The sequence below is a fragment of the Paenibacillus sp. WLX2291 genome, from assembly GCF_046603665.1.
In the GTDB taxonomy this organism is placed as follows: domain Bacteria; phylum Bacillota; class Bacilli; order Paenibacillales; family Paenibacillaceae; genus Saccharibacillus.
The window spans coordinates 1,309,738-1,323,773 of sequence record NZ_CP176755.1 but is presented as its reverse complement, the minus strand read 5'-3'; the positions used below and the strand labels follow the sequence as shown (position 1 = coordinate 1,323,773).

The window sequence follows — 14,036 nt, the reverse complement described above, 5'->3', positions numbered from 1 at the left end:
AGCTGACATGATGGCAATTCAAACTTTTTATATATGCGATAAATTATTATTTTGCGTCAAAGCATTAGTGTGATAACGTAACGCATTAACCATAATTGTATTATTATACATTTAAACGTATATTTAATTCAATATATTTCTCGTATCTCTCTTCATTTGAATAGGTCCATGATAACCAAGCAAGCCTATCATTTGTGCATAACAGACGGAAAAGAAGACAACATAGCGTATCCACTCTGTCGCAAATAACAAAAAACCGGCATCTCTTTGGGAGAATACCGGTTTTTTCCAGAGCCTTTATTCGCAGATCCATCGGTGTATGTTGGTTGACCTTTGATCTACGCAGAGATTAGATTTCGACACTTTCGCCGACTTTCAACGCGCTGCCTTTGATGCCTTTCTTTTGCAGCTCAGCTACAAAAGCATCGCCGTCCTGCTCAATCGGTGGGAAAGTATTGTAGTGTACCGGCAGTACATGCTTCGCTTTTACCCATTCTGCCGCATACAGTGCATCTTCGGGACCCATTGTGAAGAAGTCACCGATTGGCAATGCTGCTACATCAATGCTGTTCAATTCGCCGATCAGCTTCATATCGCCGAACAGTGCTGTGTCTCCAGCATGATACAGCGTTTTGCCACCCATCGTCAGCAGAATGCCTGCTGGCTCGCCCAGGTATACATTCTGTCCATCCAGCTCGTTAGACGAAGAATGGAATGCCAGTGTGTATTTTACTTTGAAGCCGTCAAATTGTTTGGAACCGCCCAGATTCATTCCAACGGTCTCCGCTGCGCCTTTGGCACCGGCATATTGTGCCAGCTCTACGACAGCAATAACGGGACAATTGTTGTTCTGTGCAATCTCCACGGTGTCACCGAAGTGGTCGCCGTGACCATGCGTCAAAATGACTGCATCCACTTTGATATCTTTTACATCTACATTCACCTGCGGATTGCCGGACAGGAACGGATCAATAATAACCGTTTTACCGCCTTCTTCTACAAGCAGACAGGATTGACCATAGTACGTAATTTTCATCGATGAAGCACCTCCGAAATATAATTGATTATCCACCGTTTATTTTATCACCAAAATAAACAAATTTGTAACTTTGCCTATTTCAACTTTTACATAAACAGCTGTATCCATTTCGAAGCTTTATTTGAAAAAGGTATGATGACCGATCTTCGTTACGACGGTACGTGAATTTGGAATCGCAAAATCAGTCGCCAGCGAAAGCGACACAAAATAATACGTATTGTCCGGAACTTCCTTGCGACCTTGTAGCGCTTCGCGAACAGCCTTGATGGAATCGGCATTCGGCTTCACACGGTCAAAACGGCCATTGCCTACCGGAGAAAACTGATATTTCTGGTACAATACATCTCTGATGGTATCGGGGAAATTTGCGGACCGTAGCCGGTTTAAGACAACATTGGCAACTGCCACTTTGCCTTTGTACGGTTCGCCTTCGGCTTCTGCCATAACGATGCGTTCAAGCATGAGCCGTTCTTTATCCGACAATGCGTAGGTCCAGGTCGCTTGGGCTTTGTGATCCTGGGGAAGCAGCTTTGTCCGGGTAAAGTATAATTGGGTGGGGGTGGAATGCTGAATGGACGAACCTGCCACGGCTGCCGATGCTTTGACTTTGGCTGCTGCGGTGTTCGCCTTGGTGCCGTTCTCCTGCTTGGTTTGAGCGGCGGCTGTTTCGGCTTTGCCTTGCTGAATCAGCTTCTTGGTGTGAGTTTGATTCCACGATACAAAGGTGGAATCGGTACTACTCCTGTCCTTTTGCGCATAGGAAACAGAACCGTGCGACTGCGCACCCCACGACGGCAGCTCGGTAAACGATTTTTGTCCTGCACTCATTTTATGGTCCATCCAGAATGGAAGGGACATGATAAATATAAAAAGCACGCCGAGAAGAGGCGTAATCCACTGATTGCGTCTAATAAACTCCATTTTTGTCCTCCAGTATTGTTGGCATACCTCTGGCTCTTATGTAATCGTATGACCTTTCATTTGAATACACCAACATCCAAATTTTGAATCATGAACGATTGACAACGCCGTCCGGAGTCCATCCGCGCTCCGGAAAAAGAACCAACGTTAATTTGAATATCCGTCAGCCGGATATCTGCCCAAAGCAGCAGCATTCGCTATGCTGTCATTGTATTTTCCCCAATCAAATTGCCGCCTTTTTGCAGCAGCAAGTATATTATTATAGTTAACATGCTTTTGTCAAATTGACAAAAAGCGAGTTTTGGGCATAGTCAGCTCTTCCCAAGTGGAAATCTCATTGCCGGTTCATACATCGGAATCTGTCCCAGCCGAGTATGATACAGCACGATTTCATCTGCCAACCATTGAGCCGAACTCGGATATTCTGCTGATGGTAGCGGTATAAACGTTGTAGAATCGGCATATTTGCGTGCTATTGTAATATGCGGTGTGTAGGCACGCTGCTCCGGCTTGAATCCAAGATGTTCGCACTCCTGTTGTACGTGTTGTTGCAACTGCCTGAGTGTATCCAGTGCTCCTTGCGTCTGAATCCACCATACTCTTGGACGCTCCGGTACACCAAATGTATCCGGCTCCCCCAGCTTTAACGTAAAAGGCTCTACCTGCTGTGCTGCCGCTGCCAGCGCTTCATGCAGCTTGGGCAACTGTGCAATATCCACATCCCCGAAAAATTGCAGTGTAATATGCAAATCCTCATGCCATGTCCATTTACGAAAAGGATACCGTGTCTGCATCTCCCGACTCCATTCCGCCAGCACACGCTGCGCTTCTCCTGTCAAAGGAATCGCCGCAAATACACGCTCCTGCCCAAGTTCTGTCATCCGCAAACACTCCTTTCGTTTACATGTGCAATCAGTATTCGCCTATGACGCACAGTACCGAACACACGTTCTTCATGAATGCCAATAGTATACACTAATCTTACGCAGAGTGCAAAGCAGCAACAAAGCTCTGCCACACCGCTATCATCTGACATCCGCCACCTCATTCGCCTCCCCTTCCGAAATTTGGTATGATCAATCCTGAACATGAGCATCACCCGTTTGTCATCTACGAGGAGGAGGTTTTACACATGTCCAAAATCGTTTTTTTGCAAAAACTGAATGAACAGCAGCAGCAAAAGCTCCGCGAAGCCGCTCCTCATGACGAGATTGTTGCGATTCCCGTCAAGGAAGCATCATCGCAGGATCTAGCAGATGCGGAAATCATCGTCGGCTGGTCACGCAAATTTCAAGACTTTATCCTGTCGGATGATTGTCCGGTCAAATGGGTACAGGCTTGGTCCGCCGGTGTTGATAAAATGCCACTTGATAAGCTAGAGCACAAGCAGGTATTGCTGACTAGCGCTAACGGTGTGCATACGATTCCGATCTCGGAACATATTTTTGCATATATGTTGTCCTTTGCACGTAATCTGCATACCGCTATCCGCAATCAAAGTCGTAATCAATGGGACGAAAGCGGAACGTTTAGCGAACTGCATGGCAAAACGATCGCCATCGCCGGGGCGGGTAATATTGGCAAAGGCACTGCTAATCTCGCACGCGCCTTTGGGATGAAGGTTATCGGTATTCGCCGTTCTGGTGAGCCGTTGGATGAATTTGATATGATGTACGATATGGATCGTCTGGATGACGCACTTGCAAATGCAGACTTTGTTGTGAATATTTTGCCGCTGACCGATGATACGCGCGAATTATTCAATCGTGAACGTTTTGAGCGGATGAAAGACAGCGCAGTCTTTATCAATGTGGGACGTGGTCCAACTGTGAATACGGATGATCTCACTGCCGCATTGCAGGAAGGAATCATTGCCGGAGCAGGGCTGGACGTGTTCGATCCAGAACCATTGCCGGAAGATCATCCACTCTGGCAGCTGGAGCAGGTTATCATCACGCCTCATATTGCTGGCAGCAACGAGTATTATACGGATCGAGTGCTGGAGATTTTCCTTGCCAATCTGAATGCGTATCACAAAGGTGAATCGCTGCCAGTCAATCTGGTTGATTACGAACATGGATACTGATCATCCTTGTCGCAACAAAAAGACGAAATGGATAAAATGGTGATTACTGTATGTAATGGAAGCATTACTGCTGACATCATCGCTCAACAGGCTCGTTTCCTTCGGTAGAGGAACGAGCCTGTTTGATGCTGCGTTTATATAACAGCACACTATCCCATATGTTGGAAAATATTTTATAGATTACTATTCATTATACAGCGAAAGGATGAAGTGCTATTTGCCAATATACTTTGTAGCATCCTACGAAGAACGATCATCATCATATATGGATTATTTTTCGCAAACCAAGCTAGATAGCTTGCCCTGACTGACAAATTCCAAACATTCTATCCGCCCGCATACAAAAGCAGCAACCGATTGATGTCATCCGGTTGCTGCTTGTTTCTTCATTATAATGCTATTCATTCATTCAATAAGCTGTATAAATATAATGCTAAATCAATAACGAAAATGTTAACTTTTGCAGCCTGGATTTCTCATTCTAAGAATCCAACTTAGCATGCAGACGATGAACAAATATGTCAACATCGCTTAATCTCCAATTTCCAGCTAGTTCAATCAAATTCACATAATGATTGCAGCTGCCAAGGATGCTGTAAAAGCGTTCTCCCAGTGAATGTTCGCAATACGTGCTACTAAAAACCTTTTACAGCCGCTATAGCTGTCTCATACACATACATACGCTCTTCATATTGATCCAGTGGGCAGATCAGCATCAGCTCGTCCGCCTCATACTGTTGCAGCAAATTCTCAAATTGCTGACGCAACGTGGCAGGTGTGCCAATAATTGGCTCTGGCATCTCCTCACCAATCGCTGCCAGACCGGCAGGCGACTGTTTCCATTTCTCGTACAAGCCTGTTGCGCGGGCATCGGTATCGGCAGCGATGACTTTGACCGCTAGAATCACGCGCGCTTGTTCTCCATCGGCAACAGGCTGAAACTGCTCGCGGTAATGCTGAATCGCTGCCTGACCGTCGCTACTACTCATAAAATGACCAAACACATAACCTGCACCTTGCGCTGCTGCCAGACCGGCACTTTTGCGATTCGTACCAAGCAGCCAGAGCTGTGGTGGGAATGCTGTTTGTGGACGAGCACGCACTGCGCCGCCTTCTACCTGATACTGATCTTGCAACAAGCTACGCAGATCACTTACCAGCTGTGGCATCTCTGCTACATGTGCCAGATAATTGCCGCTAAGTGCAATCGCCGCATGTGCCGAACCGCCTGGCGCGCGACCGATACCGAGATCAATCCGCCCCGGATACAATGCCGACAACATGCGAAACGTCTCCGCTACTTTCATCGGACTGTAATGCGGCAGCAGCACTGCTCCCGAACCGAGCCGAATACTGGACGTGCGCACTCCGATATGAGCGATCAGCACTTCTGGTGCTGTACAAGCTAGCGCCGCAATATCATGATGCTCCGACAGCCAGAATCGTTCATACCCATGCTGCTCTGCCATAATTGCCAATTGTACTGAACGTTCCAGCGCTTCTTCGACCGATACTTGCTCCAGCACAGGAGACATATCCAGTATGCCTAGCGGAATGGAAGTCTGTTGTTCTGTCATGATGTCTCTCCTTTCGTGCTTTGCTGTCGCTTCAATCTACATCATAGATAGAACCAACTTTCAATCCATACAATTCATTATAAATTTTCTCGGCAAACGCATCCGTCATACCGGCGATATAATCGATAATCATACGCTCCCACGTCCATACCGGCTGATCGCTAGCTTGATCCTGCTCAAACCGCTGCAACCAGTCCGACGGCATAATCGCCATCGACGTTTCCTGATCGATAAATGCTTTCCATAGACGGCGAATAATCCATTCGCTGCGTTTTTGTAGACGCTGTACCCGCAGATCGCGGATCATCGTTACCCAAGCGAAGCTTTTCAGCACGCTCACTGTGCGTAGCATATCTGCATTCTCGTAGCCTTCCTGTACAAAGGTAACTTTCTTCCAGCTATCATCCTCAATCACGCCCAGCTGACTTACAAAATGATTTACCCAGTACGCTTTGACTTCACGCCGGGTACGCGAATAATCCATACCGCAGGTTGGGAGCTTTTCCCGCCAAATATGCAAATAATCTGTTAACACCTGATCGACCTTCGCGGAAATCTCATCCCACTTACAACCTTGCCAGAACCAGTCTTCCAGCGTCATGATTTTCTCAATAATCAGCTTGTGAATATGCGGGTCTTTCATAAAATGCTCGTGTACCTCGATCTTGCCTGCCTTGATGCCATCTTCCAGATCATGAGCAGAATACGCAATATCGTCACACAAATCCATAAGCTGAGCTTCAAGTGTTGTTTTGCGATCAGGAATGCCCCATTGCTGGCGAATCTCGCGAATATATTGCCATTCGCGCTCATACAATCCTTTTTTGTTATCCATGCCAGAATAGGGATACTTGTTAATGCCAAGCAGCACGGCATCGCATAGATTCAGTCCGTCCAGATTTTCGCGTTTTTCCAAAAACATGACCAGTCGGAAATTATGGGCATTTCCTTCAAAATGCTCATAGTTCTCACGCATCTCCTGATACACACGCTCGTATTCTTCTTCCGTTGCCGAACGTCCGCGCAGCGCTTCTTTCGTTTTACTGGCGATCCAGTCATCCAGAATACCAGCCAGCACTTCTTCGCCTTTGTGACCAAATGGCGGATGACCAAAGTCATGCGCAATCGAAGCGCACTCCACCACTTCCGGGTGAATGATCAGACCGGGGTGATCCGCCTGCTGCTCCTGAATTTCGGGATAGCGGGTTAACAGACTTTTCGCTGCCTGGCGAGCAATCTGTGCTACCTCCAGCGAGTGGGTCAGACGAGTACGATAATAATCTCCGGTTCCAGCACCGAACACCTGCGATTTACCTTGCAATCGGCGAAAGGTCGGTGAATGAATCAGACGCGAATAATCGCGTTCATACGCTTCACGGGAAGCTTCATGTTTATCTTCAGCATACTGCCGATGCTCACGCATATGTTTGAGTTTCGTAAATTTGTCCATATCCTGCTCTCCTGTACTTATGCTTTCTGTAACGTTCACAGTTGGAGTGATTATACACATTTTTTACGCATCCGAAAAGCTCATTCCGCAAATCGTCGCTTTTGCCGGAAATGGATATGCGCTTGGACGTGCTCCAAAAGGTAGCTAGTACACATCGCTATTTTTACACCTATATATAGGAAGAAAAAAATCCGGACCTCACGGCCCGGACCTTATTGAAGACGTCTAAACCGCTTAGTTTAGCGGGATCATCTCAACGATTTTTCAGTTTCGGATCAAAGGTATCACGCAATCCATCACCCATCAGATTGAAGCCGAGCGACGTGAGCAAAATACACAAACCCGGGAAAATCACCGTCCACGGCGCGGTCTGGATAAATTGACGCGAATCGGACAGCATTTTGCCCCATTCCGGCTCTGGTGGCTGCGCGCCTAGACCGAGAAATCCAAGCCCCGCCGCTTCGATAATTGCAGTCGCAATCCCAAGCGTTCCCTGCACAATAATCGGTGTTAGACTGTTCGGCAAAATATGACGGAACAGAATACGTGCATCACGCACGCCAATCGCTCTTGCCGCCGTAATGAATTCTTCCTGTCGTAGCGACAGTACGCGCGAGCGTACCAGCCGTCCATAGGTCGGAATATTCACGATAGCAATCGCATATAGCGCATTTTGCAATGAGGGTCCGAGAACAGCAACAATCGCAATCGCCAGCAAAATCCCCGGAAACGCAAGCAAAATATCAAAAAAGCGCGAGATGACCATATCTACCCATTTGCCATAAAAGCCTGCCAAAATACCAAGCACCGTTCCGATAATAATCGAACCGATGACAGACAGTACACCAACCCAGAGCGAGAGACGCGCACCATAAATCGTACGGGTAAAAATATCACGTCCCAGATCATCCGTACCAAACCAGTGCTGTGCTGATGGTGCTTGCAAGCGATCTGCCAGCACCTGAGTGGTATACTCATATTTTGTAATGAGCGGCGCCAATATCGCTAGCACAACGAAAAACAATACAATAATCAGTCCAATTACAGCGGTCTTGTTGCGCATAAACAACCGAATACCGTCGCGCCAAGGGCCTGATTTTACTTCTTTGATCGGTGCATCCGATCCTGTACCCAGTGAAGCCTGTGTCATGTAATCACCTCTTACTTGTACTGGATACGCGGATCAAACACGGCATACAGCAGATCCACCAGCAGATTGATAAGTACAAACATAACGGCAATGATCAAAATGCCGGACTGGATGACCGGATAATCACGGTTACTGATCGCTTCATAAATATAGCGACCAACACCCGGCCAGGCAAAGATCGTTTCAGTCAGTACCGCACCGCCAAGCAGGGCACCTGTCTGAATCCCGATGACCGTCAGCACCGGAATAAAGGCATTTTTCAGCCCGTGTTTGTAAATAACGAGAAATTGCGAAATTCCTTTCGCTTTGGCAGTACGAATATAATCAGACTGCATCACTTCGAGCATACTGGAACGTGTCATCCGTGCGATAACCGCCATCGGAATCGTACCGAGCGCTACAGATGGCAAGATCAAATGTTTGATAATCGTCCATAATTGACTCCATTGTCCAGAGATGATCGCATCCAGTACATAAAAGCCCGTAATGGCTTCCATCGGATCACGCTGATTCATCCGCCCAATCGACGGCAGCCAGTGCAGCTTGTTCGCAAAAATCCACTGCTCCATCAGACCGAGCCAGAAGATTGGCATCGATACCCCGACTAATGCAATCAACATACAGATATAGTCAAACCATGAATTATGCTTCCAAGCACTCACGATCCCGGCGTTCACACCGATCACAATCGCAAATAACATACTTGCTACGGTCAGCTCAACTGTAGCCGCCAGATACGGCCCAATCTCTTCGCTAATTGGTGCACGCGTACGGATCGAATTGCCCAGATCGCCGGTCACCAACTCACCCAGATAGGAGAAATACTGCTCCAGCAGCGGACGATCCAGTCCAAGTTGTTCACGCAATGCCTGTTTGGACTGCTCTGTCGCCTTTTCCCCAAGGATCGTTTCTGCCGGATCACCAGGAATCGCATGAATGATGGAGAAGACGATAATAGTCATGCCGAGCAGTACCGGAATCAAGACTAGCAGACGTTTAATAATGTAGGAACCCACTTCGTTGATCACCTGCCATACATTCATTAGGACAGTGAAAGGACATGACTGCACAGATAGCAGCATGTCTCTTTCCCTGTAAAATCGCGTTATTCCTTACTTCATACGACTGGATGCAGCCGTATTATTGTTCCAGATAGATCTCGGTATATGGCTCCGAGCCAGTTGGAGATGGTGTGTAGCCTTTCAGCTTAGCACTCGCTGCCAGCAATGGCGTGGAGTGTACGAGTGGCACCCACGGTGCATCTTCTTTAACGATGACTTGCGCTTGTTCGTACAGCTTGGCACGTGCATCCTGATCGGTTTCGCGCTGTGCTTGAACGAGCAACTTGTGCAGCGGTTCGCTGTCATATTGGCTGTAGTTATTACCGCCGATGGAGTCTTTGTCGAGCAGTGGGTAGAAGAAGTTGTCCGGGTCACCGTTATCACCCGTCCAGCCGATGATGAACAGATCGTCTTTTTGCCCTTTGCTCAGATCGTCCAAATACGTTGCCCACTCTGGAGATTGGATTTTCACTTTAACACCGATTTGGGCAAAACTCGCTTGAATGACTTCTGCTACTTTGCGACCGTCTGGCATATAGGGACGGGATACTGGCATTGCGTAGAAGGTCAATTCTTTGTCGATGCCGTTTGGATAACCAGCGTCAGCGAGCAATTGTTTTGCTTTGGTCAGATCGTAGTCATAATCTTTGATATTGGAATTGTATCCCCATAACGTTGGTGGAATCGGGTTAATCGCTGCTTCCGCCTGTCCGGCGAAGAATGCATCGATGATGCCTTTTTTGTCCACGGCATGGTTCAGGGCTACGCGAACTTTCGGATTGTTAAACGGTTCTTTGGTAACATTGAAGCCCAAGTATGCTACGTTAAATGGTGGACGATTGAACTTTTGCAGATCTGGATTGCTTTCCAGTGTAGTCAGATCATCCGGGCTGAGGTCTTCCATCATATCGATCTCGCCGTTTTGCAGTGCATTGAAGCGAGCGGTATTGTCAGGAATGGAGCGGATAATCAGCTGATCCATTTTAGGCAGACCTTCCTGCCAGTATTCTTTGTTTTTCTCCAGTGTGATCGAGTCACTGCGTTTCCATTCTTTGAATACGAATGGTCCTGTACCTACCGGGCTGGATTTGAAGTTGGCGCCTTCTTTTTCGACGGCTGCCGGGCTAGCAATCGAGAATGCTGGCATTGCCAGATTTTGCAGGAATGGTGCTTGCGGATTATTCAATTGAATTTCGACAGTATAATCATCTTTGGCAGTGACGCTTTTGATCACACGCGCGTCTTCTGGTCCAAACATGGAATCATAATAATCGAATGAATCGCCTTCAAATTTGTATTTGCTTTTTGGATCGCTCCAACGATCAAAGTTGAATACAACAGCAGCTGCGTTAAAATCAGTGCCATCATGGAATTTCACACCTTGACGCAATTTGAATGTATACGTCAGCGCATCGTCGGAGATTTCCCAGCTCTCCGCCAGTGCAGGTTCTACTTCCGTTGTTCCTGTTTTGTAAGCCAGCAATGGATCAAACACTTGCTGTGCAATCTTCAGTGATTCGCCATCCGTTACAATTGCCGGATCAAGTGCCGCCGAATCGCCGCCGCGACCGACAATCAGCGTTCCACCAGAGGAAGCGGTTTCACTACCGTTGTCCGAAGCCGCCGGTTCCGTTGATGAACCATTTCCTCCACCGCTACAACCTGCCAGAATCAAGACAAACGATAAAACCAGTGTAAGTACAAGTGCCCAACTTTTTTTCACAAACCATTACTCCCTTCTGAAATACCAAGATGGAGGTCAATTCGACACGGTATACATTATTTAATTGTCTTTATGTATATGTATACAGTTATCCATGTCGAAATTGCCGAAATTGACCATAGGATGAATTCAATTTACATTATGTACCTTGTTTTGGCAACAAGTTTTACATAATAACCGAAATTTATTTTCATATGTAACACGTAATGATGTTTTTCGACAGATTATTATTTTTTTTAGCAGTTTTGCTCAACTTAGGTCGAAAATGCGTAATTTATCTTGTATTTCGTATGTATTTTCTTCTTTTTTAAGATACTATATACGAAATTGCCGAAATAATCGTTATTACATATTTTACATATATCATACATAAAATTAACTTTTTTACATAGATACGCAATAAATGTAGTAACACTTTTAACCGAAAGCTGATAAAATAAATGAGAATTATGCAAAAGGGGAGGAATTATACAAATATGTTCAAAGGAAAAACGATTTTCGCAATGGCTGTGTCAGCATTTATGACCTTGAATGCTGCTAGCTTCGCAGGCGCGGCTGCACCTGCTACGTTTACGGTGGAAGGTATTCAGCAGCAAATGAAGCAGGATGCCGGTACAGGCACCCATATCACTCTCTTACATACGAATGACGTGCATGCCCATGCAGTGGAAGAATCACCGTCCATGGGTCTTGCCAAAATTGCTGGATTGGCGGATCTGTATCGCGCAGCCAATCCCAATACGCTGCTGCTGGATGACGGCGATGCTGTTCACGGCACTTCTTTTGCTACACTTGTACGCGGCGAAAGTGTCATTCAGGTCATGAACAAAATGGGATATGCCGTTATGGAACCAGGTAATCATGAATTCGACTATGGATACGAGCGTCTGCTGGAATTGACCAAAATGGCAAACTTCCCAGTCATCTCATCCAACATTATTCAAAAGGATACGGGCAAAGCACCATTTGAACCGTATATCATCCGTGAAGTGGACGGCGTGAAGATCGGTATCTTCGGATTGGAAACACCGGAAACGGCGTATAAAACCAACCCAAACAATGTCAAAAACGTAGAGTTCACCGATCCAACTGAAGCCGCACGCAACATGGTATCCGAGCTGCAAGGCAAAGTCGATGTCATCGTTGCACTCGGTCATATCGGTATGGATCAGTCGACCGAGCAAACGAGTATTGATATCGTCAAAGCTGTACCGGGTATCGACGTATTCATTGACGGTCACAGCCATACACTGCTGCAAAACGGGCAGACTGAAAATGGTACCCTGATCGCTAGTACAGGCGAATATGGTGAACATCTCGGTGTAATCGATCTGTGGGTCGACAAAGGCGATGTGACGAAAAAAGAAGCATACACGATTGATGAGAAGCAAGCCGAAGGCGTTCAACCGAATGCCGAAGTCGCCAGCCTGATCGATTCGATCAAAGCTTCGCAGGAGCCAATCCTGAATGAAGTTGTTGCTCAATCGTCCGTTCTGCTGGACGGTGCGCGCGAGAAAGTTCGTGCTGGTGAAACGAACCTCGGCGATCTGATCACAGATGCCATGCGTTCCATTTCCGGTGCAGATGCCGCGATTACGAATGGCGGTGGTATCCGCGCTTCGATCGACGCAGGTCCTGTGACCAAAGGTGAGATCGTTACCGTACTGCCATTCGGCAACCTGGTTATTTCTATTGAAGTAACAGGCGCGGACATCAAAGCAGCTCTGGAAAACGGAGCGACTGACTATCCGACAGCCAAAGGGGCATTTTCCCATGTATCTGGTATCACGTACAAAATCGATACTTCCAAACCAGCAGGTAGCCGTGTTCATACGATTACTGTCGGCGGCAAACCGCTGGATCTGACCAAAACGTACAATGTAGCAACCAACGACTTTATGGTCGCTGGTGGTGACGAGTACACGATGTTTGTAGGCAAACAGCAAACCGGTACGTACGGTACATTGGATGAAGCATTGATCGAGTACATGCAAGCCAACGGCACTAAGAGCCTGACTGCCGAAAAACGTATCACCGAAGGTGTAGAAACTGCCGCCACACCGGGCAAAGAAACAACACCTGCTACTCCAGCTAAACCAACACCAACTACACCGGCTAAGCCTGCCACACCTGCGAAGCCGACGCCTACCAAACCTGTTACTCCGGTAAAACCACCAGTAGCAGATGGCAGCACCTATGTGGTCAAAAATGGGGATACACTGTATTCTATCGCTAAAAGTCATGGTACAACCTGGCAAGTACTGCGCGATCTGAACGACCTGAACAATCCACATTGGATCTATCCAGGTCAAAAGCTGGAACTGCCTGTAAAAGCGACAAAAGCTTCGTAATATTCTTGATTGTAAGATAGAATCGGGAATTGATTGCAAGCTGTGATTGTGAGGTTATTGGACTGCTGCGGTATGTATGCAGTATTTATACGCAGTGTATGTGATGCTATGATCCAGCGCTATGATTGATCTCGGTATATGTCGTTCCAAAGTATATGTACGTCAAAAAGCCTGTATCCCATGTAAGTGGATACAGGCTTTTGATTTTTCCCAGTGCTCAATTTAGAATGTCATTGTACTACTTTTAACTTTTATGCTGTTCTTGTAGTTCTTGTAGTTGTCTTACTGCTGTTACACTTCTATACATATGTTGTTTCGCTATTTGCTATTTTCATGCTTGCAATGCAATTCTATTCACTGAAAGACAGTTTATCTGCTATTCAGTACAGATTAGATGCTCTCTTTGGTCGTACCATTTTTCGGGTTAAACGCCAGTTCGAACAATCCTGTCGCCGACAATCCAGCCAGACCGCCTGCCCATAGTCGCGGCACCAACTCCAGATCGGTAAATGGATACGCTGCGGCGCCGATCAGAATGCCAACTACTGTACCGATCAACGGCACCCAGTTTTTGGGTAGATTCACTGTCGTTTTTACCAGTTGTACTAGTGCCAGTACAATAACCGCCAGTGTAGATGCAAAAGCGAGTACGCTGTTTAACAGATCGTTTGCCATGAA

General features: G+C 46.7%; 11 protein-coding genes. 2 read left to right on the top strand and 9 right to left on the bottom strand.

Going from position 1 to position 14,036, the window contains the following annotated elements:
* Positions 1-349: 349 nt before the first annotated feature.
* From ACDE64_RS05700 to thpR, 3 genes are all read right to left on the bottom strand, one after another.
* Complete coding sequence (locus ACDE64_RS05700) at positions 350-1,036, bottom strand: metal-dependent hydrolase (RefSeq protein ID WP_411349298.1); 687 nt, start codon at positions 1,034-1,036, stop codon at positions 350-352.
* A gap of 120 nt (positions 1,037-1,156) precedes the next feature.
* Positions 1,157-1,867, bottom strand: a complete 711-nt coding sequence (locus ACDE64_RS05695) for a cell wall hydrolase (RefSeq protein WP_411349297.1) — start codon at positions 1,865-1,867, stop codon at positions 1,157-1,159.
* A gap of 404 nt (positions 1,868-2,271) precedes the next feature.
* Positions 2,272-2,841, bottom strand: a complete 570-nt coding sequence (gene thpR / locus ACDE64_RS05690) for an RNA 2',3'-cyclic phosphodiesterase (protein WP_411349296.1) — start codon at positions 2,839-2,841, stop codon at positions 2,272-2,274.
* Between the two features lie 251 nt (positions 2,842-3,092).
* Between thpR and ACDE64_RS05685 the strand changes: the two genes are divergently transcribed.
* Positions 3,093-4,046, top strand: coding sequence for a D-2-hydroxyacid dehydrogenase (locus ACDE64_RS05685; protein ID WP_411349295.1), 954 nt, complete (start codon positions 3,093-3,095; stop codon positions 4,044-4,046).
* 635 nt (positions 4,047-4,681) lie between these two features.
* On the opposite strand, the gene ACDE64_RS05680 is transcribed toward ACDE64_RS05685, so the two are convergent.
* From ACDE64_RS05680 to ACDE64_RS05660, 5 genes are all read right to left on the bottom strand, one after another.
* Positions 4,682-5,623 (bottom strand): MsnO8 family LLM class oxidoreductase, encoded by a 942-nt coding sequence (locus ACDE64_RS05680; RefSeq protein ID WP_411349294.1) that lies wholly within the window; start codon positions 5,621-5,623, stop codon positions 4,682-4,684.
* Positions 5,624-5,654: 31 nt separating this feature from the next.
* Complete coding sequence (locus ACDE64_RS05675) at positions 5,655-7,073, bottom strand: deoxyguanosinetriphosphate triphosphohydrolase family protein (RefSeq protein ID WP_411345517.1); 1,419 nt, start codon at positions 7,071-7,073, stop codon at positions 5,655-5,657.
* Between the two features lie 253 nt (positions 7,074-7,326).
* Complete coding sequence (gene nikC / locus ACDE64_RS05670) at positions 7,327-8,223, bottom strand: nickel transporter permease (RefSeq protein ID WP_411345516.1); 897 nt, start codon at positions 8,221-8,223, stop codon at positions 7,327-7,329.
* Positions 8,224-8,234: 11 nt separating this feature from the next.
* Entirely contained in the window at positions 8,235-9,239 is a 1,005-nt protein-coding gene (locus ACDE64_RS05665; protein ID WP_411345515.1) for an ABC transporter permease, read from the bottom strand.
* Between the two features lie 124 nt (positions 9,240-9,363).
* Complete coding sequence (locus ACDE64_RS05660; protein ID WP_411349293.1) at positions 9,364-11,007, bottom strand: ABC transporter substrate-binding protein; 1,644 nt, start codon at positions 11,005-11,007, stop codon at positions 9,364-9,366.
* Positions 11,008-11,483: 476 nt separating this feature from the next.
* Between ACDE64_RS05660 and ACDE64_RS05655 the strand changes: the two genes are divergently transcribed.
* Complete coding sequence (locus tag ACDE64_RS05655) at positions 11,484-13,358, top strand: 5'-nucleotidase C-terminal domain-containing protein (RefSeq protein WP_411349292.1); 1,875 nt, start codon at positions 11,484-11,486, stop codon at positions 13,356-13,358.
* Positions 13,359-13,748: 390 nt separating this feature from the next.
* On the opposite strand, the gene ACDE64_RS05650 is transcribed toward ACDE64_RS05655, so the two are convergent.
* The gene (locus ACDE64_RS05650) at positions 13,749-14,033 is read right to left on the bottom strand and encodes a holin (RefSeq protein ID WP_411345512.1); all 285 of its coding nucleotides are present in this window, start codon (positions 14,031-14,033) and stop codon (positions 13,749-13,751) included.
* Positions 14,034-14,036: the final 3 nt, after the last annotated feature.

Excerpts from the sequence above, each read along its gene's own strand:
- ACDE64_RS05655 (WP_411349292.1), top strand. The coding sequence starts at position 11,484 with ATGTTCAAAGGAAAAACGATTTTCGCAATGGCTGTGTCAGCATTTATG.
- ACDE64_RS05700 (WP_411349298.1), bottom strand. The coding sequence starts at position 1,036 with ATGAAAATTACGTACTATGGTCAATCCTGTCTGCTTGTAGAAGAAGGC.
- ACDE64_RS05685 (WP_411349295.1), top strand. The coding sequence starts at position 3,093 with ATGTCCAAAATCGTTTTTTTGCAAAAACTGAATGAACAGCAGCAGCAA.
- nikC (WP_411345516.1), bottom strand. The coding sequence starts at position 8,223 with ATGACACAGGCTTCACTGGGTACAGGATCGGATGCACCGATCAAAGAA.
- ACDE64_RS05675 (WP_411345517.1), bottom strand. The coding sequence starts at position 7,073 with ATGGACAAATTTACGAAACTCAAACATATGCGTGAGCATCGGCAGTAT.
- ACDE64_RS05695 (WP_411349297.1), bottom strand. The coding sequence starts at position 1,867 with ATGAGTGCAGGACAAAAATCGTTTACCGAGCTGCCGTCGTGGGGTGCG.
- ACDE64_RS05680 (WP_411349294.1), bottom strand. The coding sequence starts at position 5,623 with ATGACAGAACAACAGACTTCCATTCCGCTAGGCATACTGGATATGTCT.
- thpR (WP_411349296.1), bottom strand. The coding sequence starts at position 2,841 with ATGACAGAACTTGGGCAGGAGCGTGTATTTGCGGCGATTCCTTTGACA.
- ACDE64_RS05650 (WP_411345512.1), bottom strand. The coding sequence starts at position 14,033 with ATGGCAAACGATCTGTTAAACAGCGTACTCGCTTTTGCATCTACACTG.